The sequence below is a fragment of the Nocardioides sp. 503 genome, from assembly GCF_004522095.1.
Lineage (GTDB): Bacteria > Actinomycetota > Actinomycetes > Propionibacteriales > Nocardioidaceae > Nocardioides.
The window spans coordinates 357,485-380,231 of the sequence record NZ_SPUI01000002.1; the positions used below are offsets into that span (position 1 = coordinate 357,485).

The window sequence follows — 22,747 nt, forward strand, 5'->3', positions numbered from 1 at the left end:
CGAGTGAACAGAGGTTACCCTTGCCTAAGTCGTCGTCGGACCAGGTCGGGAGGGTGAGCATGTCCGTGCTCGCCCCGTCGCGCCCGCCCGTCGAGAGCCGCCCGCGCACGGCCCGCCGGGGTGTCGTGGCCGTCGTCGCGCTGCTCGTTCTGCTGCTCCTGGTCTCCCTGGCCAGCCTGATGTGGGGCGTGCGCGACGTGTCCGCCTCCGACGTGCTCGACGCACTGCTGTCCCCGGTCACGGGCGACAACGACCACGCGGTGGTGCGCACCGAGCGGGTGCCGCGGACCCTGATCGGCCTGGTCGGCGGTGCGGCGCTCGGCGTGGCAGGCGCCCTGATGCAGGGCGTCACTCGCAACCCGATCGCCGACCCCGGCCTGCTCGGCCTCAACTCCGGCGCCTCGCTCGCGGTCATCGTCGCGATCGCCGGCTTCCACGTGACCTCGGTCGACGGCTACGTCTGGTTCGCCTTTCTCGGCGCGGCGATCGCAGCCGTCGTCGTCTACGGCGCCGCGTCGATGGGCTGGGAGGGCGTCACGCCGGTCAAGCTGGCGCTCGTCGGCGCCGCGGTGACCGCGACGACGACCTCCCTGATCACCGTCGTGCTGCTCACCGACCGCAACACGCTCCGGGAGTTCCGGTTCTGGCAGGTCGGGTCGCTGGCCAACCGGTCGGCGGACTCGCTGACCTCGGTGCTGCCGTTCGTGGTCGTGGGCCTGCTGCTCGCCCTGGCCGCCGGCCGGGTGCTCAACGCGCTGGCGCTCGGGGACGACGTGGCGCGCGGCCTCGGTCAGGACGTCACGCGCGGCCGGCTGCTCGTCGTGCTCGCCGTCGTGCTGCTCTGCGGATCGGCGGTCTCGCTCGTGGGGCCGATCGCGTTCGTCGGGCTGGTCGTGCCCCACGTGGCGCGCGCCCTGGTCGGGCCCGACTACCGGTGGATCGTCGTGCTGTCGGTCCTCATCGGCCCGCTGCTCCTGCTCGCCGCCGACGTCGTCGGTCGCCTGGTGGTGGCCGGCGAGCTCGAGGCCGGCCTGGTCGTCGCGGTCATCGGCGCCCCGGTGCTGCTCGGCCTGGTGCGCGGCTCGCGGAGCGTCGCCGCGTGAGCGCCGTCCTGGCCGCCCACGCCGTCGCCGGCGAAGGCCTGCGGTCCACCCGTCTGCGTCGCCGCACGCGCCGGTCCCTGGTCACGCTCGGCCTCCTCCTCGCGGCGGTTGCCCTCTGCGTCGCGGCGCTCATGCTCGGCGACTACCCGCTCACGGCCCGCGAGGTGGTCCGCGCCCTGCTCGGGCTCGACGACGGCCCGGCGCAGATCGTGGTCTTCGACTTCCGGCTGCCCCGGGTCGCGCTCGGCGTGCTCGTCGGCGTCGCCTTCGGCCTGGCCGGCGCGCTCTTCCAGAGCGTGCTGCGCAACCCGCTGGCCAGCCCCGACGTGATCGGGGTGTCCCAGGGCGCGAGCGCCGGCGCCGTCGGGGCGCTGCTGCTGGGCGGGGTGACCGGATTCTGGGTCTCGGTCGCGGCTTTCGCGGGTGGCGCCGCCGTCGGGCTGCTGCTCTACGCCGTGGCGTGGCGCGGTGGCATGACCGGCCACCGCTTCGTGCTGTCGGGCATCGGCGTGGCCTACGTCTGCACCAGCGTCGTGGGCTACCTGCTCACCCGCAGCGAGGTCCAGGAGGCGCAAGCAGCGCTGCTCTGGATGACCGGCAGCGTCGCGCAGGCCGACTGGGCCATGGTCACGATCCTCGCCGTCCTGGTGGCCGTCCTGCTCCCGCCGGTCCTCCTCGTCGCCCGCGGCCTGGACCTGCTGCTGCTCGGCGACGAGCAGGCGGCCGGCCTCGGGCTGCGCCCGGAGGTCACCCGGGGGCTGGTCATCGCCCTCGGCGTCGCGCTCGCGTGCGCCGCCACGGCCGCCGCCGGTCCGGTCGCCTTCGTGGCCCTCATCGCGGCCCCCGTGGCCCGCCGGCTGCTCGGCGACGGCTCGCTGGCCCTCGTGCAGTCCGCGCTGGTCGGGGTCGTGCTCGTCACCGGGGCCGACCTCGTCGCCCAGCACGTCCTGCCCAGCCTGCTGCCCGTCGAGTTCTCCGTGCCCGTCGGCGTCGTCACCGGCGCCATCGGCGGGCCCTACCTGATCTGGCTGATGGCGGCCGGACGCACGCGCACCTCGTGAAGGAGCTGCCATGAGCCTCGTCGCCCACGACGTCCACCTCGCCTACGACCGCCGCACGGTCGTGCACGGCGTGGACTTCGCCGTGCCCGCCGGTGAGGTCACCGTGATCGTCGGCGCCAACGGCTGCGGCAAGTCCACGCTGCTGCGCGGCCTGGGCCGGATCATGCGCCCCACGCAGGGCCGCGTGGAGCTCGACGGCACCGACCTGCGCCGGCTGCGCCCGCGCGACGTCGCGACCCGGCTCGGCCTGCTGCCGCAGCAGCCCACGGCGCCCCACGGCATCACCGTCGCCGACCTCGTCGGCCGCGGACGGCACCCCCACCAGGGCGCCTTCCGGCGCTGGAGCGGCGACGACGCCGAGGCCGTCGCGCAGGCACTGGCGCTCACCGACACCCACGAGCTGGCCGGGCGCCGGGTCGACGAGCTGTCCGGCGGCCAGCGGCAGCGGGTCTGGATCGCGATGATGCTGGCGCAGGACCCCGCCACCATGCTGCTCGACGAGCCGACGACGTACCTCGACATCGCCCACCAGGTCGAGGTCCTGGACCTCCTCGCCGAGCTCAACGCCGAGCGGGGGACCACGGTCGTGATGGTGCTGCACGACCTCAACCTCGCCGCCCGCTACGCCCACCAGCTGGTGGTGATGAAGGAGGGGCGGATCCTGCGCTGCGGGGCGCCCGAGGACGTGCTCGACGCGGCCTGCGTCCGCGAGGCCTTCGGCCTGGAGTCGCAGGTGCTGCCGGACCCGGTCGCCGGCTGCCCCATGGTCGTGCCGATCGGACGGCACCTTCCCGTACGGCGGACCACCGCCCCGGCGTGACGGCGATCGTTATAAGGTGAGGCTCGCCTAACTAGTCGACCGACCGGTCCGTACCCCGAGGAGTGACGTGTCCCCGAGCCGTCTCCCGCACCGCCCCCGCCGATCCCTCGCGCGCGCCGTCGCGCCGCTGGCCGCCGTGCTGCTGGCCCTGCCGCTGGCCGCCTGCGGCTCCGAGAGCGAGGACGGCAACGACGACGACAGCGCGCACTCCGGGGAGGCCTTCGAGCCCGTCACGATCGAGCACGCGCTCGGCACCACCGAGATCGAGGAGAAGCCGGAGCGCGTCGTGACCTGGGGATGGGGCTCGCCGGACGCCGCGATCGCGCTCGGGGTCACACCCGTCGCCATGGAGGGGCTCACCTACGGCGCCTCGAAGGACGGCTTCATGCCGTGGCAGGAGGAGGCGTTCGAGGAGTCCGGCGACGACAAGCCGACCACGCTGACCCCCGGCGAGTCGCCGCCGTTCGAGGAGATCCTCGCGGCCGACCCCGACGTGATCCTGGCCAACTACTCCGGCATCACCGAGGCCGACTACGAGAAGCTCACGAAGATCGCGCCCACCGTGGCCTACCCCGACGAGCCGTGGGCGACCCCGTGGCGCGACGTCGTCACCACCGTCGGCCAGGTGCTCGGCGAGGCGGACGCCGCCGACCAGCTGCTCGAGGACATCGACGGCGAGGTCGCCGCCGCGGCGAAGGCGCACCCGGAGTTCGAGGGCAAGACGATCGCGGCGGTCGCCATCGACCCGAGCGCCTTCTACGTCTACCGCGGCGCGGACCCGCGCGTGCAGTTCCTCGAGGACCTCGGGTTCACGCTGGCGCCCAGCGTCGGCGAGCTCGACACCGAGGAGACGACGTTCTACTACACGATCAGCCCCGAGGTGGTCGACGAGCTGACCTCCGACGTGCTGCTGTCCTACGTGCCCGACGAGGACGCCGCCAAGACGATCGCCGACGACCCGACGTACCAGGCGATGTCGCAGTTCCAGGACGACCGCGTCGCCACCGTCGTCGGTGAGGCCGAGGTCTCCTCGGTGTCGCCGCCGACCGCGCTGTCCCTCACCTGGGGCCTGGACGCGTTCGTCGAGGCGCTCGTCCCCGCAGTCGAGGCGGCCGGGTAGCGGCCTGTCGCGGCGGCGGGGAGCCGCTCGGCCCGGGTAGATTCGTCCCTGTGTCCGAGCTGCCGGTGACCCCGCTGCCGCGGGCCGGCGCGCCCGCGCGGGACCGGGTCGGCCCCTACACGCTGCTCTCCAAGATCGGCGAGGGCGGCATGGGCGTGGTCCACCTGGCGCGCAAGGAGGCCGGCCCCGGCGAGATCGGGCCGCGGGTCGCGCTCAAGATGCTGCGGCCCCACATCGTCGGCGACGACGAGGCCCGCGCCCGCTTCGCGCGCGAGGTCAACTCGCTGCGCCGCATCCGCAGCCGGTGGGTCGCCGAGATCGTCGACGCCGACCCGTGGGCCGCGGTGCCCTACGTCGCCACGCGCTACGTGCCCGGGCTGTCCCTGCACGACTACGTCGTGGAGGAGGGCGCCATCGAGGGGCCCAACCTGATCTGGTTCGCGGGGTGCCTGGCCGAGGGGCTGGCCTCCGTGCACGACGTCGGCGTGCTGCACCGCGACATCAAGCCCTCCAACGTCCTGATGGAGGGCCGCACCCCGATCCTCATCGACTTCGGCCTGGCCCGCGTCGCCGACGACCCCAAGCTCACCCACACCGGCTGGCTGCTGGGCACCCCCGGCTACCTCGCGCCCGAGATCCTCTACGGCGACGACGCGACCGCCGCCTCCGACGTCCACTCGTGGGCCGCCACGGTCGCCTACGCCGGCACCGGCAACCCGCCCTTCGGCCGCGGGCCCAGCATGGCGATCATGGACCGCGTCCGCCGCGGCGAGCACGACCTGACCGGCCTGCCCTACGCGCTGCGCCAGCTCGTCGAGGCCGCCCTGGACCCCGAGCCCGACCGGCGGCCCAGCCTCGAGGCGATCCTCGCGTGGCTGCGCCCGCAGACCACGCGCCCCCACACCGCCGTACCCCCGGTGCCCACGGGCTCCGAGGACATCTTCACGATCCCCCTCGCGCTCGCGGGAGCCCAGGCCGCCGAGGCCCCGACCGCGGTCGAGCGCGAGCTGGCGCCGCCGCCCACCCGGATGCTCACCGAGGTCACGCGCGTCGAGCCGCCCCCGCACCACCCGTGGGCGCAGGACTGGGAGGACCCTGTGCCGCCGCCGGCGCCTCCGGTGCCGTGGGGCGAGAAGGTACGCCGGGCGGTGCTGCTCACCAGTGGCGCGCTCGCGCTCGGGGGCGGTCTGATGGTGGCCCCGTGGGTGGTCGCCGGGCTGGTGTGCCTGCTGGTGTGGCTGCTGCGCAGCGGCTCGCTCGCCGCGAGCGCCGCAGGCGACCGTCGGCTGCGCCGCGGCCGCAAGTGGTACGACGGCGCGCAGGTGCTCGTCGGCGCTCCCTGGCACCTCGTGCAGTCGGTCGGGGGCACCCTGATGCTGCTGCTGTGGAGCGCCGGGCTCGCGGTCTCGGCCGCCCTCGTCTGCTACGCCGTCGCGGCCGGCGTGGGGACGACGCTCTTCGCGAGCGGGGTCGTGCTGGCCGTGGCGCTGTGGTCGGGCCCGGGCGGCAGCCGGCTGCGCTCGCCGTTGCGTCGCGTGGTGCACCCGCTGTCGCGCAGCCACGGCCCGTGGGCCGCGGGCGTGGCGGTGCTGCTGGTGATCGCCGCCGTGCTCGTCGTGCGCGCCGCGGACGTCGGCACCACCTGGGCGCCCGGCGACGAGCGGCCCTTCGCCGACCTGGGCCCGCGCTGAGGCTCGCATCGCGAGATCGCTGTCCACGGCACGGCCCGCATGGCACGATGGGTGCCATGCAGCACCGCATCATCATTTCCTAGCGCATCGAGCACCCCTGCCCGATGCGCCGCCTCTCGTACTCCGAGAGGTTTTTTTGTGCCCTGGACCCGACCCGAGAGTGACTCCGATGGACCTGCACGGCGCCTTCCACGTCTACGACACCACCCTGCGCGACGGCGCGCAGCAGGAGGGGCTCAACCTCTCGGTCGCCGACAAGCTCAGCATCGCGCGGCAGATCGACGGGCTCGGCGTGGGCTACATCGAGGGCGGCTGGCCGGGCGCCAACCCCAAGGACACCGAGTTCTTCCGCCGGGCCGCGCAGGAGCTCGACCTGCGGCACGCCACCCTGGCGGCGTTCGGCGCGACCCGCAAGGCGGGCGTGCGCGCGGCCGACGACCCGCAGGTGGCGGCCCTGCGCGACAGCGGCGCGGGCGTGGTCACCCTGGTCGCCAAGTCCCACGACCGGCACGTCGAGCTGGCCCTGCGCACCACGCTGGAGGAGAACCTCGCGATGGTGCGCGACACGGTCAGCCACCTGCGGGCCGAGGGCCAGCAGGTCTTCCTGGACGCCGAGCACTTCTTCGACGGCTACCGCGCCAACCGCGACTACGCCCTCGAGGTGCTGCGCACGGCCTACGAGGCCGGCGCCGAGGTGGTCGCGCTCTGCGACACCAACGGCGGCATGCTGCCGAGCTGGGTGTCCGACACGGTCCACGACGTCATCGAGTCGACCGGCGTGCGCGTCGGCATCCACGCCCACAACGACACCGGCTGCGCGATCGCCAACTCGCTCGCGGCCGTCGACGCCGGCGCCACCCACGTGCAGGGCTGCATCAACGGCTACGGCGAGCGCACCGGCAACGCCGACCTGATCTCCGTCGTCGCCAACCTCGAGCTCAAGCTGGACCGCACCGTCCTGCCGCAGGGGCTGCTCGCGGAGTCGACCCGGATCGCCCACGCCGTCGCGGAGGTGACGAACTTCCCGCCGGCCTCGCGCCAGCCGTACGTCGGCACGTCGGCGTTCGCGCACAAGGCCGGCCTGCACGCCAGCGCGATCAAGGTCGACCCCAACCTCTACCAGCACATGGACCCCGTGGGCGTCGGCAACGACATGCGGCTGCTCATCTCCGACATGGCCGGTCGCGCCTCGATCGAGCTCAAGGGCAAGGAGCTCGGCTTCGACCTGTCGGGCGACCGCGAGCTGGTCGGGCGGGTGACCTCGCGGGTCAAGGAGCTGGAGCAGCGCGGCTACACCTTCGAGGCGGCCGACGCCTCCTTCGAGCTGCTGCTGCTGGAGGAGGTCGAGGGCGCGCGCCCGTCGTACTTCGAGGTCGAGTCGTGGCGGGTCATCACCGAGACGCTCACCCACGCGCAGACGGGGGAGGAGGCGGTCTCCGAGGCCACCGTCAAGCTCAAGGCGGCCGACGTGCGCTACGTCGTGACCGGCGAGGGCAACGGCCCCGTCAACGCGCTCGACTCGGCGCTGCGCTCGGCGATCGTGCAGGCCTTCCCCGAGGTCGCGAAGTTCGAGCTGATCGACTACAAGGTCCGCATCCTCGACCAGGGCCACGGCACCGACGCGATCACCCGGGTGCTCATCGAGACGACCGACGGCGGCTCCTCGTGGGTCACCGTCGGGGTGGGCCACAACGTCATCGAGGCCTCGTGGGGTGCGCTCGTGGACGGGCTGACCTACGGGCTACGGCGCCACCACGTCGACTGAGACCACGCGCCGCACGAGGTCGTCCCAGCCGCGCCGGATCCGCTCCAGCGGTACCTGCTCGATGTGGGTCTGCTGCTGCAGGATCACGATCTCGAGCGGGGCCAGCAGGGCCGTGGCGAGGATCGGCACGTCGCCGCGCACGCCGAGCTCGGTGAGCAGGTAGCGCACGTGCATCGCCACGAACGACACCGCGGCGTAGGCCCGGGAGCCGGACTGGCCGGCCGCCTGGATCAGGTCGCCGTGCAGCAGGTTGGTCTCCATGCGCGAGTGCCCGAACGCGAGCAGCCGCTCCAGGGGAGGGGCGCCCGGGCCCAGCGGCGGGGGACCGGAGAGCACCGACTGCTGCCAGGCGGTCTCGGAGCGGTTGAGGAGCGCGGCCATGAGGCCCTCGCGACTCTCGAACCGGCGGTAGACCGTCCCCTTGCCCACGCCGGCGCGCGCGGCCACCGCGTCCATGGTCACGCCCTGCACGCCGCAGCGCTCGTGGACGAGCTCCTCGGCGGCGGCGAGCAGCGCCTCGCGGTTGCGCGCGGCGTCGCTGCGCTCGACGGGCCCCCCGTCGAGCAGCGGCAACATGCGCAGCCCGTCCATGCCCGCAACAGTAGGGCTCGAAGAAAGTCCGGCCGCCGGGAATAGAAAGCGGACTGCGGTCCGTTTAGCCTGCCATGACCTCCACCACTCGCATCGTCGCCCTCGTCGGCAGCCTCCGCGCCGACTCCCTGAACCGCCGCATCGCCGAGGCGCTGCGCGACCGCGCGCCCGAGGGCGTGACCGTCGAGATCGCCGAGGGCCTGGCCGACCTGCCGTTCTACAACGAGGACGTCGACGCCACCGAGACCCCGGCCGTCGCCGCCGCCCTGCGCGAGCTCGTCGCCGGCGCGGACGCCGTCCTGGCCGTCACGCCGGAGTACAACGGCACCATGCCGGCCGTCCTCAACAACGCCATCGACTGGCTCTCGCGCCCCTACGGTGCGGCCGCCCTGTCCGGCAAGCCCTTCGGCGTCGTGGGCGCCACGCCCACGCCCTACGGCGGCAAGTGGGCCCACGAGGACGCCGTGCGCTCCTTCGGCGTGGCCGGTGCGGTCGTCGTCGACGGCGCCGTGCACTCGCAGTCGGCCATCGACGTCGACGTGCTCGAGGACGCCGACATCCTCGAGCGCCTGCAGGCCGTCGTCGACTCGCTCGCGACCTTCGAGGCGCCGGCCGCCTGACGCCCGACCGCGGGGTCGCTAGGTTCGACCCGTGACCGAGCTGCACGACCTGACCGCCCTCGAGCAGGGCGCGCTCGTGCGCTCGGGCGCGGTCTCGCCCCGCGAGCTGACCGACCACTACCTCGAACGCGCCGCACGTCTCGACGACGTCGGCGCGTTCGTCACGCTCACCCCCGACCTCGCGCGGGAGCGGGCGGACTCGCTGGCTGGTGGGTCGGGTGGCCCGCTGCACGGGGTGCCGACCGCCATCAAGGACCTCAACCTCACCGCGGGAGTGCGGACGACCTTCGGGTCGGCGGCGTTCGACGACTTCGTGCCCGACGTCTCCGACGGGGTGACGCTGTCCCTGGAGGACGCCGGGATGGTGAGCCTCGGCAAGACGAGCACCCCGGAGTTCGGCTCGCCCTGCTACACCGAGCCCGACGGTCGGCCGCCCGCGGTGACGCCGTGGGACCGCACCCGCATGGCGGGCGGCTCGTCGGGCGGGGCCGCGGCGGCCGTGGCCGCCGGGCTGGTGCCGGTGGCGCAGGGCTCCGACGGCGGCGGCTCCATCCGGATCCCTGCCTCCTGCTGCGGCCTGGTGGGCCTCAAGCCGTCGCGGGGTCGGATCTCCGGCTTCCCCGTGTACGGCGACCCGGTCGGCCTCGGCACCGCGGGCTCGATCGCGCGCACGGTGCGCGACGCGGCCGCGCTGCTGGACGTGATGGCGGGTCGCCGCGAGGGCGACCCCTTCTGGGCGCCGGCGCCGACCTCGACCTTCCTCTCCGCCTGCGACCGCGAGCCCGGGCGGCTGCGCGTCGCCCGGTTCGTCACGCCGGTCATCGCCGACGTCCCGGTGGACCCGGCTTGTGTGACCGCCTACGAGGACGCGTCGCGGCTGCTGGAGTCGCTCGGTCACGAGGTCGTCGACGTGCCCGTGCCGATGCCGCACGAGGCGGTGCCCGTGTTCGAGACGTGCTGGGCCGTGCTCACCGCCCTGACGGTCGTGCCGCCCGAGCGCGAGCACCTGCTCCGCCCGCTCACCCGCTGGCTGGCCGAGCAGGGGCGGGCCGTGAGCGCGCCGGAGCTCGGTCTCGCCATCGGGGCGATGCGCCGCTACGCCGCCGACGCCCTGCGCGCGCTCTCGCCGTACGACGCGGTGCTGACGCCGACGCTCGCCCTGCCGCCTCAGCCGGTCGGTGCGCTGCGCGACGACGCCGACCCGGCCGCCGACTTCGCGGCGCAGAAGGCCTTCACGCCGTACACCTCGGCGTGGAACGTGACCGGCATGCCGGCGGTCTCCCTGCCGCTCCACTGGACCGCGGACGGGCTCCCGGTCGGTGTCATGCTGGCGGCGCGCCCCGCCGAGGAGGAGCTGCTGCTCTCGCTGGCGGCCCAGGTCGAGACGGCGGCACCGTGGTCGGAGAGGAGGCCACCGCGATGGTGACTCAGCTGGTCATGTGCCACACCGCCGAGATGACGCCGGAGGAGCTCGGCGCCGTCCGTGGCCTGATGGACGAGGCCTTCGGCGACTTCACCGACCACGACTGGGGTCACGCGCTCGGCGGGCAGCACGCCCTCGTCGTCGAGGACGGAGTCGCGGTCGCCCACGGAGCGCTCGTGATGCGCCGCCTGCTGCACGCCGGCCGCTCGCTGCGCACCGGCTACGTCGAGGGCGTCGCCGTACGACCCGACCGCCGACGGCGTGGTCACGCCGACCGGGTCATGACCGCGCTGGAGTCGCTGGCACCGGCGTACGACGTGCTGGCGCTGTCGTCCTCCGAGCAGGGCGTCGCGCTCTACGAGAGCCGTGGCTGGCAGCGGTGGCGCGGCCCGACCTCGGTCCTGTCGCCATCGGGCGTGGTGGCGACCCCCGACGACGACGGCTCGGTATTCGTCCTGGGCGGCACGGACCTCGACCTCGACGACGTCCTCACCTGCGACTGGCGCGACGGCGACGTCTGGTAGCTCAGATCGTCAGCTCAGGCAGGACCGGGGAGCCGCATCAGCCAGCCGATGGCGAAGGCGCCAGCACACCGACGACGTCGGCTTCGTGGGTCCCACCGTGACCGCTACGTCGTCGAAACGCTTCGACGTCGCCGGCAGCACCTCGATGCTCACGAGGGCCCACGCTAGTACGGACCCCCTTCCGCGGGTACCCGAGCGAATGCCCGGCCAGCGCATGACTCACGACCGATCGGACTCCCGATGCACGTCCCGAGCCTGGTAGCCGTCCCCGGTCTGGGCCTGGGCGCCGAGGCCTGGCGACCGACGCTGTCCCTCTGGGGGCGTGGCGACGGCGACGTGCGGCTGCTGCCGGGGTACGGCGTCCCGCTCGCCCGCGCCGCACCGTGGACTCCCGTGGACATCGCGGCACAGCTGTGCGGGGTGCTGCGAGGACCGACGACGCTGCTCGGTCACTCGTCGAGCTGTCAGGTCGTGGCGCACGCAGCGCGGCTGAGGCCGGACCTCGTGACCGGCCTGGCGCTGGTCGCGCCGACGACCGACCCTCGTGCCGGCTCGTGGCCCGCGCTGATGGGGGCGTGGTGTCGGACGGTCGGTCACGAGGATCCGCGGCAGCTGCCGTTGTTGCTGCGGCAGTACCGGCGCACCACGCTCAGGTCCATGCTGCGCACCATGGACCGCTCACGCCGTGACGACATCGCCGCGACCCTGTCGCAGGTCGGATGTCCGGTGGTCCTGGTCCGTGGGGTCCATGACCGCATCGCTCGCAGCGACTGGCTCCGGGCCTTGGCGGACGGCGGTCCCGGCCGGACGGTGATCGAGCTGGGCGTGGGCGCACACATGGTGCCGCTGACCCACCCGGACGTCCTGGCCGCCGAGGTGGGTGCGGCGCTCGGACTCCCCACAGAGGGGTGAGCCTTCAGAGCCGCTGGAGGCGGGTCAGTCTCGGCGGTCGACGATGATCTCGGCGCCGCGACGCAGGGCGTGCGCGACGCGCAACCTGAGCACCTGGCTGTAGCCGCGCACGAGCTCGGCGTAGCGGGGCGTGCGGCCGTGGTAGCCCAGGAACCCCTTCGGACCCTCGACCATCTTGCCGGTGCCGACGTCGTAGCGCGCCTGGTGCCACGGACAGACCAGGCACCCGTCGGCGTCGATGCTGCCCTGGGACAGGTCTCCGAGCTGGTGGCGGCAACGGCGCGAGACCGCGAACAGCTCGCCCTCCCGGTTGCCCACCGCCCATGCCCCAGCCCGGCGCACCTGACCCGGGGTCAGCTCATCGGCGGGCACGCTCGGCGGTGTCTTCGTCATGCCCCCACTCTGCGCGCTCTCCCGGGCCTCCGCCTACGTCCTAGAGGGTGATCGGTGGGACCGACCCCTGCACCTCTGGTCACCTCCTCGCGTGAATCGGTGGTCGCGTGCGGCGCCGCGGTGGTCGCCGTGCTTGGCAGCTACGGGGACGAGGCAGGCGGTGGTGGCGCGCCGCTGCCGGCTTCCGGCGGTTGAGGTGCGAGCGCAGCGAGCCTCGAAACCACGTGCCGGTGGTTGAGCAGCGAGGAGCGCCAGCGACGAGCGAACGTCGAGACCCCCGCACCTCTGGTCACCTCCTGTGGTGAATCGGTGGCGCCGTACGGCGCCGCGGTCGTCGCGGTGGTTGGCAGCTACGGGGACGAGGCAGCCGGTGGTGGTGCGCCGCTGCCGGCCTCCGGTGGTTGAGGTGCGAGCGCAGCGAGCCTCGAAACCACGTGCCGGTGGTCGAGCAGCGAGGAGCGCCAGCGACGAGCGCCCGTCGAGACCCCCGCACCTCTGGTCACCTCCTCGCGTGAATCGGTGGTCCCGTGCGGCGCCGCGGTCGTCGCGGTGGTTGGCAGCTACGGAGACGAGGCAGCCGGTGGTGGCGCGCCGCTGCCGGCTTCCGGTGGTTGAGGTGCGAGCGCAGCGAGCCTCGAACCCACCCCACCCAGAGGGCTGAAAGTAAAATCTGAGAATGAAGGCCACTTACCCTCCACACCCTGTGGATAACCGGTCTTTTCGGCCCTTCACTGTCGGTGGCGGCTGCTTGAGTAGGCATCATGAGCAGCCGCGCCACCCACCCGCCGAGCCACCCCGTGGTCCAGAAGGTGGCGCGCCTGCGAGCCGAGCTCGCCGAGCTCAACGAGACCCCACTGTGGTCCATGACCCCCGAGGAGGCCGCCGACACTCTCGTCGAGACGACCCGCCTCAACGCCCAGGCAGATGAGCTCGAGCTCCGCCTGGCCGCTCACGCCGATCGCTGCGAGGTGGGCACCTCCGAAGGCGCGACGTCGACGGCGGTCTACTGGGCCCACCAGACCCACCTGACCCAACGCGACGCCGCGTCGAAGATGAAGCTCGCGAAGGCGATCGAGGCTCATGCGTCTGTCGAGCGCGCACTTGCTCACGGTGACGTACTCGCCGACCAGGCGAAGGTGATCGTCGAGGCAGTGGACGCCCTGCCCGACGACGTCGTAGCCGAGGTCAAGACGCAGGCGCGTGAGCACCTCCTCGCGGAGGCGGCTCACTTCGACGCCAAGCGGCTACGGGTCCTAGGCCTGCACGCCCTGGAGGTCGTGGCCCCCGAGGTCGGGGAGGCAGAGACGGCCCGTCAGCTCGAGGCCCAGGAGCGCAAAGCCCTGGCCAAGGCCAGGTTCACGATGCACGACGACGGCCACGGCACCACCCACGGCCGGTTCTCGATCCCGACCCATCAGGCAGACAAGCTCCGCAAACCACTCAACGCCCTCGCCGCACCCAAAGCCGGCGGCGAAGGCTCCACCCCGCACGGCCTGGGGCTGGCGTTCATCGAGTACATCGACCGATTCCCCACCAAGAAGCTGCCGCAGGCGGGCGGGATGGACACCACCGTCGTGGTCACCATGACCCTGGAGACGCTCATGGGTGGGTTGAAGGCGGCGCATCTGGACACCGGCACCCCGATCAGCCCCGGACTCGCCCGGCGGATGGCCTGCGAGGCCGGTGTCATCCCCGTCGTCCTGGGTGGGAAGTCCCAGGTCCTCGACGTCGGCCGCAGGATGCGGTTCCACACCAAGGCCCAGAGGATCGCGATGGCCGTCCGCGACGGCGGCTGCATCGCCCTGGGCTGCGACAGGCCCTCAGCGTGGTGTCACGCTCACCACCTAGACCCCTGGTCCCAAGGCGGCCACACCTCCGTCGAGCGCGGCGGGCTGCTCTGCACCGGCCACCACCCGCTCGCCCACCACCCCGGCTACGTCATGACCCATCACCCGGGCGGCAAGGTCTCCTTCCACAGGCGGGAGTGAGGAGCACGCGGCTGATGGTTGGATGCGACGCATGGCCGTGCGACACCTGTACCTGGCGAGGCACGCTGAGCCGGACGATGACGACAACCTGACGGAGCGGGGCGTCGCGCAGGCGATCGCGCTCGGGCGGCGCCTGTCGTACGTGCCGTTCTGCTCGGTGCTGCACGGACCCCTGCCCAGAGCGCGCGCCACAGCGACCTTGGTCGCCGGCCAGCTCGACCACCAGGCGCCTCTGGTCGAGCTTGAGGCTGCTGGAGACTACGTGCCGCACCTACCGTCACCGGACGAGGTGGACCCGACGTACCGACCAGGCGTCATGGCCTTCCTCGCCGACGTGACTCCGGAGCAGGCCACCCAGGGAGCGAAGCACGCCGCGGAGGCCGTCCGGCTGCTGACCGTGCCGCAGCAGACGGAGGGGGACAGCCACCAGCTCGTGGTGACGCACGCGTTCACCATCGGGTGGCTCGTTCGCGAGTTCCACGATGCACCGCCGTGGCGATGGGTGGGGATCGACAGCTGCCACGCGGCGTTGACGGTGATCCGCTGCTCCAGCGACCGACCGCCGGCTGTCGCGGTGTTCAACGACATGTCGCACCTGCCCGAAGACCTGCGGTGGACGGGCTTCCCGGAGCACCTGCGGCTGTGACGCTAGCGTGCCGCCATGGACCTCGACGACTACCAGCGCGCGGCGATGCGCACGGCCCGCGACAAGGATGCTCCCGACGAGTTCATGCACCTGGTGCTGGGCCTGGTGGGTGAAGCGGGCGAGGTCGCCGAGAAGGTCAAGAAGCTGGTGCGCGACAAGAACAGCGACCTGGCCCACCTGGATCGCGACGACATGGCCGCCGAGCTCGGCGACGTCCTCTGGTACGCCGCCGTCCTGGCCAACTTCCTCGACCTCTCGCTGAACGACGTCGCCCAGCGCAACGTCGACAAGCTGGCGGACCGGCAGCGGCGCGCGGTCCTCGGTGGCTCGGGGGACAACCGCTGACGTCTCACTGCTCGCAGCGGAAGGTCCTCTCGGCGACGCACCGGTCCTCACCGCGCCCTCCGACGGCCACGTCGTCGCCGCGCCCGCCGAGCAGGATGTCGGGCATCCATCCGCCACGGAACCTGTCGTCACCCCGGCCGCCCTTGATGACCAGCTCGTTCTCCTCACCGAGGTAGCCACAGCCAGCATCGCCGTCGTTGAACGCCTCGACGAGGTCCGCACCCCGACCGGCGTCCACGACACCCCGGCATCCCAGCGCCTGGAAGTGATCCGGCCCCCGCGTCCCACGCACGTCGAGACGGACCGTCATGAACCGGTGGCGTTCGAAGCCGCGGATCCGGGCCCGCACCGCCCGTCGCTCACGCTGGAAGAGCAAGCGCGCCCGGGGGAGGACCACGCCGTGTCGGGACTCAGCCCAGGGCGAGGACGAGGGCGAGGACGGGACGTGTGACGAGCACGCGAGGCATGACGCACCTTGGCACGCGGGAGCGGCGTCGAGGGCACGTTTCGGGTGATTGGCAGGGCGACCGGTCTACGCGGAGACGCGAGCCAGGGCGAGCGCCACCAGGGCGAAGGCGCCGAGGATGACGGCGACCCGGACGTAGTGCAGTCGGTCCCACCGCTGCGTCTGCTCGCGCCAGTCCGGGGGAGCGGTCTCGGGCGTCCAGGTCATCGCGCGTGAGTTGATGGGCACGAGCAGGAGGACGGACATGGCGACGCTGACCGCGAGCAGCCCCGCCGAGACGAGCGCGGGCGCAGAGGAGGGCTCGCCCCAGGCCAGTACGCCCCATCCCACCACCAGCACGAGGCTTGCGACGTACCAGAACGGCATCAGCCTGCCGAGGACCCGCCCTCCGTCGGCACGCGCCGCCAGGCTGCTGTCCGTGGGCAGTCGGTTGAGCAGGGGGTTGACGAAGGCGGCCACGGCGAGCTCGACGCCGACCATGGTGCCGATGACGACGACGGTGATGATGCCTAGTGCGGTCACGAGGACTCCTAGTTAGCAGTGCTAGATATGCGAGCAATGCTAGAGTAGCGAGCATGGACGAGGCCGGCAAGGACGCGATGGCAGGCTCCGCGCGGGAACGACGCCTGGCGGCGAGACGCCAGGAGATCCTGGACGCGGCGCGCCGCCTCGCCGAGGAGGCCGGCTGGGCCGGCGTGACCACCCGCGCGCTGGCGGACGCGATCGGCTACAGCCAGCCGGTCCTCTACGGTCACTTCCCCGAGGGCAAGGCCCAGATCATGAGCGCGGTCGCCCTCGACGGGTTCGTCGAGCTCACCCAAGCGCTGCGGACGGCGGGGGCGGGCCGAAGCTCGGCGGAGGCGGCGGTCGCCGTCGCGGAGGCCTACCTGACGTACGCCGTCGCCCATCCGGCCGTTTATGAGGCGATGTTCACGCTGCCGATCAGTCCCCGCTTCGCCGAGGCCGACTCCGAGCCAGAGCTCCAGGAGGGGTTCGCGGCCCTCGTCGCCGTGATGGGCGGACCGTCCGACGACGTGCCGACCGCGACCGAGGTGTTCTGGAGCGCCCTGCACGGCATGGTCGGCCTCGAGCGGGCCGGTCGCATGCGCGCCGAGGATCGCGCGGAGCGGACGCGCGTGCTCGCGGCCCGCTTCGGCAGCGGGGCGTGAGGCGGCGTCGCGACCGCCGTCCGACAGCGGGGCTCAGCTCCGAGGCGTCGGCCGCGTGCTTCGGCACGGTGCAAGCTCTCGAGCTACTCGCGCGCCAGCTGGATGCCGATCGCCACGCCGCCGATGACGATCCCGAGCAGCCCCACGGCGCCCAGCGCCATCCCGAGGGTCAGGAAGAGCTCGCGGTCACTGCCGCCCGCCTGAGCGATGAAGATGCCTCCGCCGACGGCGGCGACCAGCCCTCCGAGGGCCTTCACCCATCCACGCTGGTCGGCGGCGTCGCTCATCGCCTTCTCCATGGTGGGGATTCTAGGTTGCTCCACCGGTCGTCCGCCGGCGTTCGCGCGGTCGTCCGGGCGCTCTCGTGCGCGAGGTATCGCTGCATCAGCTCGACCAGGATGAGGCCGACGGACAACACGAGCACCGACGCGGGTCCGACCGCGCTCCAGGGGAGCTCGTTCACTCCGGGGGCTCAGTAGTCCTGGAAACAGCGAGCGTCCGGCTCCGCGACGCCGGTCAGGTGGTCGGCGGCGCGGTGCCGGCCGAGGTTCCAGGCCAGCCAGTCGTCGTCGGCCTTGCGGCGTCCGTCGAGCGCGCAGTGGGCGTCGTCCCCGGGGAGGTCGGCGAGCACGGGGACGGCGTCGTCGGAGAGGCCGCGCAGGTAGTACCAGTCGACCTTGCCGGTCTCGGCGTACCGGTCGACGTTGTGCTGGGCGATCCAGGCGTCGGGGTTGATCGCGGCCAGGGCGAGCAGGAGCCCAGCGCCGCTGAGCAGTGCGGCGCGGGGGAGCCAGGCGGCGCGCAGGGTCACCCCGGCGGCCATGACGGCCAGCACCAGCAGGCCCAGCCAGCCCTCGAAGACGTCGACCAGGAGCCGTAGCCGGGTGAAGCCGTAGGCCTCCTGGTAGACGTGCATCCGGTAGAGCGCGGAGACCACGACGACGAGGGTCAGCGCGCACAGCACGCCGAGCGCGCCGCGGAGCCAGACGAGGTCCGAGCCGGAGGTGCGGGGTGCCTTGCGCCCTGCGGCCCACACCACCAGGAGCGTGAGGGCGGTGGCGACCGTGAGCTGGCCGAAGCCTTGGTGGACGTACTCGGCGTAGGTCAGTCCCGTGGTGCGCTCGAGGTAGTCGTGGCCGCCGAAGATGACGGTGGCCTGCGCGACGAGGAAGACGGCGAAGACGGCGTCGACGAGCAGGACGGGCGCGAGCCACTCGTAGCGGTGGGCGACGGGCCGGGCCGGGGTGGTCCCGGTGTCGACGTCCGGCGGGTTCAGCGCGAGGTACGCCGCCGCGAGCACCATCCCGCCCACCGCCACCGTGACGAAGGCGCGCATCACGAACGACTCCAGCTCGAGGTCGGGCACGACCGCGCCGGCCCACTCCGCGAAGACCGCGTCGGCGGAGGCGAAGAGCAGACCGAAGACCAGCAGGGCCAGCACGGACCACACGACGGTGCGCAGGGCCGCCGCGCTCGCGTTGAGCGCGCCCACCTTCCGCAGCGACCGGCCGAGCCACGGCAGCCCGCGCAGCCCGGAGAGCGGCCAAGCGACGCCGGCGATGACGAACGCCGGCAGCGTGCGGCCGTTGACCACGCCGGCCATGCAGACTGCCCCGCCCGCGAACAGGCAGAGCAGCACGATCCAGTCGGCGTCGCGCAGCACCACCGTCAGCGCGAGCAGGGCGCAGAGCGCGGCGCAGGCGAGCGTGAACGGCGAGCGGCGGTGAACGCTGAAGCCGAGCACCACGCCTCCGGCCGCCAGCAGGAGGGCCGCGGTGCCCACGCCGGTGTCGCGGTAGGGCAGGACGACGGCTCCGAGCAGGCCGACGGCGAGGCTGGCGAGCACCACGCGCGGGTTGCCGGGGACCCCGTCGGGCCAGAACCGTCCGAACATCAGGTCGAGCGCGGGGGGCTGGGCCATGGTCGGAGGTGCAGTGGGATGCGCCGGCGCCGCGGGCGGCGGGGGACTGGGCAGGGACACGACTGGCTCCTGGGTCGGTGGGATCGGCAGAGGGATGCGGCTCGGGCTCGTGGGCGCGACCGAGGGGTGTCGTCGCGGCTGGAGGGGGAGGTCCACGCGCACCCGGGCGCCACCCCGCGGTGGCTCGGGGTCGACGAAGTGGATGGTCCCGCCGTGCAGGTCGCTGACCCACCGGGCGATCGCGAGGCCCAGCCCGGTCCCGCCGCCACCCTCGGCGTCCGACAGGGTGCCGAACCGCTCGAAGACCCGGTCCCGGTCGGCGGCCGGCACGCCGGGTCCGTCGTCGGCGACCTCCAGCCGCCACCCTGTCGGCGTCGCTTCGGCCGTCAGGGAGACCCGGCCCCCCGGTGGGCTGTGCCGCGAGGCGTTGTCGAGGAGGTTCGCGACCAGCTGGTGCAGGCGCGCGGGGTCGGCCTCGGCGGTCAGCGAGGCGGGCGTGACCTGCACGCCGTACGTCACCGCGCGACCGGTCACCCGTGCCTCGGCCACGGCGGTCTCGAGGAGATCCCGCACCGGCACCGTCGCAGTGGCCAGGGGTGCCTTCCCGGCGTCGACGCGGGCCAGGTCGAGCAGGTCGGAGGCGAGCGCGGACAGCCGCTCGGCCTGGTCGAGGGCGGTGCGCAGCGACACCGGGTCGGGCTCGGCGACGCCGTCCACGAGGTTCTCGAGTACGGCGCACAGTGCGGCCAGCGGGGTCCGCAGCTCGTGGCTCACGTTGGCGACGAGCTCGCGGCGCTGGCGGTCCACGGCGGCGAGGTCCTCGGCCATGCGGTTGAAGGCGCGGGCCAGCTCGCCGACCTCGTCGTTGGAGGTGGCCGTGACCCGGCCGGAGTAGTTGCCGCGCGCCATGTCGCGGGCCGCGGCGGTCATCTCGCGCAGCGGGGAGGTCATGCCCACGGCGAGCAGCTGCGTCACCCCCAGGGCGAGCGCCACCGTGACCGGGATGCTGAGCCAGAACGGCACGTCGCTGGAGGCGCCGGTGGCCGCGACCACCGCGGCCACGGTGACGCTCACGGCGACCAGCACACCGAGCTTGACCTTGACCGAGGTGACCTGGTCGAGCAGCGGTCCGCTCATGCGGAGGTCCCGGTCTCGAGGGCGTAGCCGACGCCATGGACCGTGCGCACGCGGTGGGCGCCGATCTTGGCGCGCAGCGCCTTCACGTGGCTGTCGACCGTGCGCGTGCCGGACGCGCCCGACCAGCCCCAGACCTCGGCGTACAGGTGCTCGCGGGTGAGCACCGTGCCGGGGCTGCCGGCCAGGCAGAGCAACAGGTCGAACTCCGTCGGCGTCAGGTGCACCTCGTCGCCGCCGACGCGCACGCGTCGGGAAGCGGCGTCGACGTGCAGGTCGCCGAGGTCGCCCAGGGGTGCGGGGGAGCGGTCGGCGAGCTCGGCCGCGCGCTCGACGCGACGCAGCAGCGCCGCGACCCGGGCCACCAGCTCGCGCATCCGGAAGGGCTTGGTGAGGTAGTCGTCGGCGCCCACGCCGAGCCCGACCAGGATGTCGGCCTCGTCGTCGCGGGCGGTCAGCATCAGCACGGGGACCGGGCGCTGGGCCTGGATCCGCCGGCAGACCTCGTGGCCGTCGAAGCCGGGGAGCATCACGTCCAGCACGACCAGGTCGGGTGAGGTCTCCGCGCACAGCGCCACCGCGCCGGGGCCGTCCCAGGCCTGGACGACGTCGTAGCCCGAGCCCTGCAGCCGCTCGGTCACCGCCTGGTTGATGACGGGCTCGTCCTCTACGACGAGGATCCTGGGAGCGGTGAGGGGCATGGGCCGAGCCTAGGAGCGCCGGAGGCCGGGAGACGCGGACGACTCGTGAAGGTTGTGTGCAGGTCTGCGCCGCGGCGGCTGAGCGGCTGTCGGCGCCACAGCATAGGGTCGTGCCCGTGAGTGGACGATGAGCAAGATGGACGCCCTGCGGGCGATGCGTGAGGCCAAGTACGCCGCGGCGCAGAAGGCCAAGCCGGCGAGCAAGCCCGCCGCGCGGCCCAAGGTCGCGCCGGACAAGCCGGCCTCCAAGGCGGCCGCCGCCGCCAAGGCGCTGGCTGCCGACCCCGGACCGGTCGACGCCGTGACCGAGGAGCTGTGCGGCCACCGCAACATGTCCGGGCGCACGTGCACCCGCGAGGCCGGCCACTCGGCCAAGAGCCACCGCTACTCCTGAGGGCAGCGCCGCCTCAGTCGTCGCCGATGCCGCGGGCGTGCAGCGCGTCGCCGGTCTCGTGGGCCCGGGCGACGACGCGGACGACGAACGGCGTGAGGTAGGCGCGGGGGTGCCGGCCGAGGCCGCGCGCCCGGGCGGCGTCCCGGGTCTCCAGCGCCAGCGCCACGGTGCCGGGCAGCGACTGGATCGCGAGCGCGAAGGTCAGCGCGACGCGGTCGGGGTCGACGCCGACCCGCCGCAGCGGTCGGACCCATCGCACGAGCGCGTCGAGCATGGCGTTGACGGGCGTGGTCGCCGACAGCACGACCGCCGCCAGCGCCAGCGCGACCAGGTCGACGAGCGTCTCGACGGCCTTGTCGCGCCCGTAGAACCACCACTGCAGCCCCGCGACGAACACCGCGAACAGCAGGACCACGCGCGTGGCACGGGCCAGCACGCCGAGCCGGGTGCGGGCCAGCAGCGCGACGACGAGCGCGAGCGCGAGGAACACCCACGACGCGCGGACGTCGCGCACCAGCACGACGGTCAGGCTGAACGCGCCGAGACCGAGCACCTTGAGCCCCACCGGCAGCCGGTGCAGCAGGGTCTCGCCCGGTTGGTAGACCCCGACCAGGATCGAGCCGCTCACGGCGTGGCCGACGCGACGTAGTGGTCCACGGCCGCCCCGGCCTCGCCGTCGAAGACGATCCGGGCGCCGTCGACCACGAGGACCCGGTCGCAACGGCGGGCCTGCTCGAGGTCGTGGGTGACCAGCACCAGCTGCTGCTCCAGCCCGAACAGCAGCTCGGCCACCCGTCGGGTGTTGGCCAGGTCCAGCAACGTGGTCGGCTCGTCGGCCACCAGCACCGACGGCTCGGTGGCGAGCACCCCGGCCAGGGCGAGCAGCTGCTTCTGCCCGCCGGAGAGCGCGTGCACGCTGACGTGGGCGTGCCCCGCGAGCCCGAAGCGCTCCAGGACCGCCAGCGCGAGCTCGCGGCGGCGCCCGGGGTCCCGCTCCCTCTTGCGCAGCGACAGCTCGACGTCCTCCACGCAGGTCGGCATCACCAGCTGGGCGGCCGGGTCGGTGAAGACGAACCCCACCCGGCGGCGTACGGCGGACCCGCGGCGCGCGACGTCCAGCCCGTCGACCAGCACCCGCCCGGAGGTGGGCGTGACCAGGCCGTTGAGGAGCCGGGCGAGCGTCGACTTGCCCGATCCGTTGGCGCCGACGACGCCGATGCGCCGCTCGGTCAGGGTGAGCGTCGTGGGCGCGAGGATGACCCGCTCGCCGTCGGGGACGTCGACCGTGACCGCCGCGCCGTCGAGCTCGATCGTCGCCATGCGTCGTGTCCGGCGGGTGCTAGCGACGGGGATGCAGCAGCTGCGGGAAGGCGCGGTGCACCTCGGCGGCGATCAGCGCGACCAGCGTGGTCTTGACGACGTCACCGATCCAGAACGGCGCGTCGTAGCCGACCGCGTCGGACCAGGGCACGTCGAAGAACAGCTTCATGCCGGCGATGCCCATCGGGTGGATGACGAGCACGCTGCCGGCCAGGGAGCACAGGAACACGAACACCGCGCGGGTCTTGCGCTCGCGCCCGGCGACGTAGGCGACCAGGAAACCGGCTAGGGCGGCGGCCAGGGGGAACGACCACAGGTAGCCGGCGCTGGCGCCCGTGAAGACCCCGAGGCCCGAGGAGTGCTCGGCGAAGACCGGCAGCCCGATGGCGCCGAGACCGAGGTAGAGGGCGGCGGCGAGGAAGCCCCGCACGGGGCCGAGCAGGCACCCGCCGAGCATGATCGCCAGGCTCTGCAGGGTGATCGGGACGCCGGAGCCGCCGACCGGCACCGACCCGACGTACGCACAGGCCGAGGTGAGCGCCGCGAACGCCGCCACGAGGGCGAGGTCGGTGGTGCTGAAGCGCGGTCGTCGCTCCGTGCCGGTCTCGGGGGTGTCGGTCATGCTCATGCCTGCGTCCTC

Annotated in this window: 26 protein-coding genes; 15 read left to right on the plus strand and 11 right to left on the minus strand. The window is 73.3% G+C overall.

The features are described 5' to 3' along the window. The first annotated feature begins 59 nt into the window (after positions 1–59). The 6 genes from E4622_RS02675 to cimA all read left to right on the plus strand — a co-directional run bounded on the left by E4622_RS02675 (position 60) and on the right by cimA (position 7,560). Entirely contained in the window at positions 60–1,103 is a 1,044-nt protein-coding gene (locus E4622_RS02675) for an iron ABC transporter permease (protein ID WP_134738535.1), read from the plus strand. Then, on the plus strand, positions 1,100–2,164 hold the full coding sequence (locus E4622_RS02680; protein ID WP_134738536.1) for an iron ABC transporter permease: 1,065 nt from the start codon (positions 1,100–1,102) through the stop codon (positions 2,162–2,164). The genes E4622_RS02675 and E4622_RS02680 overlap by 4 nt, the downstream gene beginning before the upstream one ends. Positions 2,165–2,174: 10 nt before the next feature. Beyond that, positions 2,175–2,984 (plus strand): ABC transporter ATP-binding protein, encoded by an 810-nt coding sequence (locus tag E4622_RS02685; protein ID WP_134738537.1) that lies wholly within the window; start codon positions 2,175–2,177, stop codon positions 2,982–2,984. 67 nt (positions 2,985–3,051) lie between these two features. Continuing rightward, positions 3,052–4,104, plus strand: coding sequence for an iron-siderophore ABC transporter substrate-binding protein (locus tag E4622_RS02690; RefSeq protein ID WP_209021756.1), 1,053 nt, complete (start codon positions 3,052–3,054; stop codon positions 4,102–4,104). A gap of 50 nt (positions 4,105–4,154) precedes the next feature. Further along, entirely contained in the window at positions 4,155–5,795 is a 1,641-nt protein-coding gene (locus E4622_RS02695; protein ID WP_134738538.1) for a serine/threonine-protein kinase, read from the plus strand. A 169-nt stretch (positions 5,796–5,964) separates the two neighbouring features. Continuing rightward, positions 5,965–7,560, plus strand: a complete 1,596-nt coding sequence (gene cimA / locus E4622_RS02700) for a citramalate synthase (protein ID WP_134738539.1) — start codon at positions 5,965–5,967, stop codon at positions 7,558–7,560. Here the strand turns inward: cimA and E4622_RS02705 are convergent. Continuing rightward, on the minus strand, positions 7,537–8,151 hold the full coding sequence (locus E4622_RS02705) for a TetR/AcrR family transcriptional regulator (protein WP_134738540.1): 615 nt from the start codon (positions 8,149–8,151) through the stop codon (positions 7,537–7,539). The genes cimA and E4622_RS02705 overlap by 24 nt on opposite strands. A 74-nt stretch (positions 8,152–8,225) precedes the next feature. Between E4622_RS02705 and E4622_RS02710 the strand changes: the two genes are divergently transcribed. The 3 genes from E4622_RS02710 to E4622_RS02720 are packed head-to-tail and all read left to right on the plus strand — an operon-like array spanning position 8,226 to position 10,718. Further along, a complete protein-coding gene (locus E4622_RS02710; RefSeq protein WP_134738541.1) occupies positions 8,226–8,771 on the plus strand; it encodes an NAD(P)H-dependent oxidoreductase in 546 nt (181 codons plus the stop codon). A gap of 31 nt (positions 8,772–8,802) precedes the next feature. Next, the gene (locus E4622_RS02715; RefSeq protein WP_134738542.1) at positions 8,803–10,197 is read left to right on the plus strand and encodes an amidase; all 1,395 of its coding nucleotides are present in this window, start codon (positions 8,803–8,805) and stop codon (positions 10,195–10,197) included. Continuing rightward, positions 10,191–10,718 (plus strand): GNAT family N-acetyltransferase, encoded by a 528-nt coding sequence (locus E4622_RS02720; protein WP_134738543.1) that lies wholly within the window; start codon positions 10,191–10,193, stop codon positions 10,716–10,718. The genes E4622_RS02715 and E4622_RS02720 overlap by 7 nt, the downstream gene beginning before the upstream one ends. A gap of 9 nt (positions 10,719–10,727) precedes the next feature. Here E4622_RS02720 and E4622_RS22620 read toward each other — a convergent pair whose 3' ends face one another. Next, a complete protein-coding gene (locus E4622_RS22620; protein ID WP_167735955.1) occupies positions 10,728–10,871 on the minus strand; it encodes a hypothetical protein in 144 nt (47 codons plus the stop codon). 87 nt (positions 10,872–10,958) lie between these two features. On the opposite strand from E4622_RS22620, the gene E4622_RS02725 reads away from it, so the two are divergent. Continuing rightward, positions 10,959–11,630, plus strand: coding sequence for an alpha/beta hydrolase (locus E4622_RS02725; protein ID WP_134738544.1), 672 nt, complete (start codon positions 10,959–10,961; stop codon positions 11,628–11,630). Positions 11,631–11,654: 24 nt separating this feature from the next. On the opposite strand, the gene E4622_RS02730 is transcribed toward E4622_RS02725, so the two are convergent. Then, positions 11,655–12,023 carry a Rieske (2Fe-2S) protein gene (locus E4622_RS02730; protein ID WP_134738545.1) on the minus strand — a complete coding sequence of 123 codons (369 nt, stop codon included), beginning with the start codon at positions 12,021–12,023 and terminating at the stop codon, positions 11,655–11,657. 761 nt (positions 12,024–12,784) lie between these two features. Between E4622_RS02730 and E4622_RS02735 the strand changes: the two genes are divergently transcribed. The 3 genes from E4622_RS02735 to E4622_RS02745 are packed head-to-tail and all read left to right on the plus strand — an operon-like array spanning position 12,785 to position 15,002. After that, the gene (locus E4622_RS02735; protein ID WP_134738546.1) at positions 12,785–14,011 is read left to right on the plus strand and encodes an HNH endonuclease signature motif containing protein; all 1,227 of its coding nucleotides are present in this window, start codon (positions 12,785–12,787) and stop codon (positions 14,009–14,011) included. A gap of 31 nt (positions 14,012–14,042) precedes the next feature. Further along, positions 14,043–14,657, plus strand: coding sequence for a histidine phosphatase family protein (locus E4622_RS02740; protein ID WP_209021757.1), 615 nt, complete (start codon positions 14,043–14,045; stop codon positions 14,655–14,657). Between the two features lie 15 nt (positions 14,658–14,672). Continuing rightward, positions 14,673–15,002, plus strand: coding sequence for a nucleoside triphosphate pyrophosphohydrolase family protein (locus E4622_RS02745; protein ID WP_134738548.1), 330 nt, complete (start codon positions 14,673–14,675; stop codon positions 15,000–15,002). A 4-nt stretch (positions 15,003–15,006) separates the two neighbouring features. On the opposite strand, the gene E4622_RS02750 is transcribed toward E4622_RS02745, so the two are convergent. Both E4622_RS02750 and E4622_RS02755 read right to left on the minus strand, forming a co-directional pair. Then, complete coding sequence (locus E4622_RS02750) at positions 15,007–15,240, minus strand: hypothetical protein (protein ID WP_134738549.1); 234 nt, start codon at positions 15,238–15,240, stop codon at positions 15,007–15,009. Between the two features lie 294 nt (positions 15,241–15,534). After that, complete coding sequence (locus tag E4622_RS02755) at positions 15,535–15,990, minus strand: DUF1772 domain-containing protein (RefSeq protein WP_245155851.1); 456 nt, start codon at positions 15,988–15,990, stop codon at positions 15,535–15,537. Between the two features lie 53 nt (positions 15,991–16,043). Between E4622_RS02755 and E4622_RS02760 the strand changes: the two genes are divergently transcribed. Then, on the plus strand, positions 16,044–16,637 hold the full coding sequence (locus E4622_RS02760) for a TetR/AcrR family transcriptional regulator (RefSeq protein ID WP_209021758.1): 594 nt from the start codon (positions 16,044–16,046) through the stop codon (positions 16,635–16,637). A gap of 83 nt (positions 16,638–16,720) precedes the next feature. Here E4622_RS02760 and E4622_RS02765 read toward each other — a convergent pair whose 3' ends face one another. From E4622_RS02765 to E4622_RS02775, 3 genes are all read right to left on the minus strand, one after another. After that, positions 16,721–16,936: a hypothetical protein gene (locus E4622_RS02765; protein ID WP_134738550.1), complete on the minus strand. Its 216-nt coding sequence runs from the start codon at positions 16,934–16,936 to the stop codon at positions 16,721–16,723. A 173-nt stretch (positions 16,937–17,109) separates the two neighbouring features. Then, complete coding sequence (locus tag E4622_RS02770) at positions 17,110–19,695, minus strand: DUF4153 domain-containing protein (protein WP_134738551.1); 2,586 nt, start codon at positions 19,693–19,695, stop codon at positions 17,110–17,112. After that, on the minus strand, positions 19,692–20,393 hold the full coding sequence (locus E4622_RS02775) for a response regulator transcription factor (protein WP_134738552.1): 702 nt from the start codon (positions 20,391–20,393) through the stop codon (positions 19,692–19,694). The genes E4622_RS02770 and E4622_RS02775 overlap by 4 nt, the downstream gene beginning before the upstream one ends. A 127-nt stretch (positions 20,394–20,520) precedes the next feature. Here E4622_RS02775 and E4622_RS23015 point away from each other — a divergent pair, with 127 nt between their 5' ends. Then, positions 20,521–20,787, plus strand: a complete 267-nt coding sequence (locus E4622_RS23015) for a hypothetical protein (RefSeq protein WP_209021759.1) — start codon at positions 20,521–20,523, stop codon at positions 20,785–20,787. A gap of 13 nt (positions 20,788–20,800) precedes the next feature. Here E4622_RS23015 and E4622_RS02785 read toward each other — a convergent pair whose 3' ends face one another. From E4622_RS02785 to E4622_RS02795, 3 genes are read right to left on the minus strand one after another with little or no spacing between them, the layout of a single operon-like run. Continuing rightward, entirely contained in the window at positions 20,801–21,415 is a 615-nt protein-coding gene (locus tag E4622_RS02785) for an energy-coupling factor transporter transmembrane protein EcfT (protein ID WP_134738553.1), read from the minus strand. Next, positions 21,412–22,107 (minus strand): ABC transporter ATP-binding protein, encoded by a 696-nt coding sequence (locus E4622_RS02790; protein WP_134738554.1) that lies wholly within the window; start codon positions 22,105–22,107, stop codon positions 21,412–21,414. Before E4622_RS02790 ends, E4622_RS02785 begins: the two co-directional genes overlap by 4 nt. 19 nt (positions 22,108–22,126) lie before the next feature. Further along, entirely contained in the window at positions 22,127–22,735 is a 609-nt protein-coding gene (locus E4622_RS02795) for a biotin transporter BioY (protein ID WP_134738555.1), read from the minus strand. Positions 22,736–22,747 lie beyond the last annotated feature (12 nt).

What these genes read in the sequence shown, in the direction of transcription:
- E4622_RS02675 (WP_134738535.1), top strand. Translation starts at nt 60, where the DNA reads ATGTCCGTGCTCGCCCCGTCGCGCCCGCCCGTCGAGAGCCGCCCGCGC.
- E4622_RS02685 (WP_134738537.1), top strand. Translation starts at nt 2,175, where the DNA reads ATGAGCCTCGTCGCCCACGACGTCCACCTCGCCTACGACCGCCGCACG.
- cimA (WP_134738539.1), top strand. Translation starts at nt 5,965, where the DNA reads ATGGACCTGCACGGCGCCTTCCACGTCTACGACACCACCCTGCGCGAC.
- E4622_RS02705 (WP_134738540.1), bottom strand. Translation starts at nt 8,151, where the DNA reads ATGGACGGGCTGCGCATGTTGCCGCTGCTCGACGGGGGGCCCGTCGAG.
- E4622_RS02710 (WP_134738541.1), top strand. Translation starts at nt 8,226, where the DNA reads ATGACCTCCACCACTCGCATCGTCGCCCTCGTCGGCAGCCTCCGCGCC.
- E4622_RS02720 (WP_134738543.1), top strand. Translation starts at nt 10,191, where the DNA reads ATGGTGACTCAGCTGGTCATGTGCCACACCGCCGAGATGACGCCGGAG.
- E4622_RS02725 (WP_134738544.1), top strand. Translation starts at nt 10,959, where the DNA reads ATGCACGTCCCGAGCCTGGTAGCCGTCCCCGGTCTGGGCCTGGGCGCC.
- E4622_RS02730 (WP_134738545.1), bottom strand. Translation starts at nt 12,023, where the DNA reads ATGACGAAGACACCGCCGAGCGTGCCCGCCGATGAGCTGACCCCGGGT.
- E4622_RS02735 (WP_134738546.1), top strand. Translation starts at nt 12,785, where the DNA reads ATGAGCAGCCGCGCCACCCACCCGCCGAGCCACCCCGTGGTCCAGAAG.
- E4622_RS02740 (WP_209021757.1), top strand. Translation starts at nt 14,043, where the DNA reads ATGGCCGTGCGACACCTGTACCTGGCGAGGCACGCTGAGCCGGACGAT.
- E4622_RS02745 (WP_134738548.1), top strand. Translation starts at nt 14,673, where the DNA reads ATGGACCTCGACGACTACCAGCGCGCGGCGATGCGCACGGCCCGCGAC.
- E4622_RS02760 (WP_209021758.1), top strand. Translation starts at nt 16,044, where the DNA reads ATGGACGAGGCCGGCAAGGACGCGATGGCAGGCTCCGCGCGGGAACGA.
- E4622_RS02765 (WP_134738550.1), bottom strand. Translation starts at nt 16,936, where the DNA reads ATGGAGAAGGCGATGAGCGACGCCGCCGACCAGCGTGGATGGGTGAAG.
- E4622_RS02770 (WP_134738551.1), bottom strand. Translation starts at nt 19,695, where the DNA reads ATGAGCGGACCGCTGCTCGACCAGGTCACCTCGGTCAAGGTCAAGCTC.
- E4622_RS02775 (WP_134738552.1), bottom strand. Translation starts at nt 20,393, where the DNA reads ATGCCCCTCACCGCTCCCAGGATCCTCGTCGTAGAGGACGAGCCCGTC.
- E4622_RS23015 (WP_209021759.1), top strand. Translation starts at nt 20,521, where the DNA reads ATGAGCAAGATGGACGCCCTGCGGGCGATGCGTGAGGCCAAGTACGCC.
- E4622_RS02790 (WP_134738554.1), bottom strand. Translation starts at nt 22,107, where the DNA reads ATGGCGACGATCGAGCTCGACGGCGCGGCGGTCACGGTCGACGTCCCC.
- E4622_RS02795 (WP_134738555.1), bottom strand. Translation starts at nt 22,735, where the DNA reads ATGAGCATGACCGACACCCCCGAGACCGGCACGGAGCGACGACCGCGC.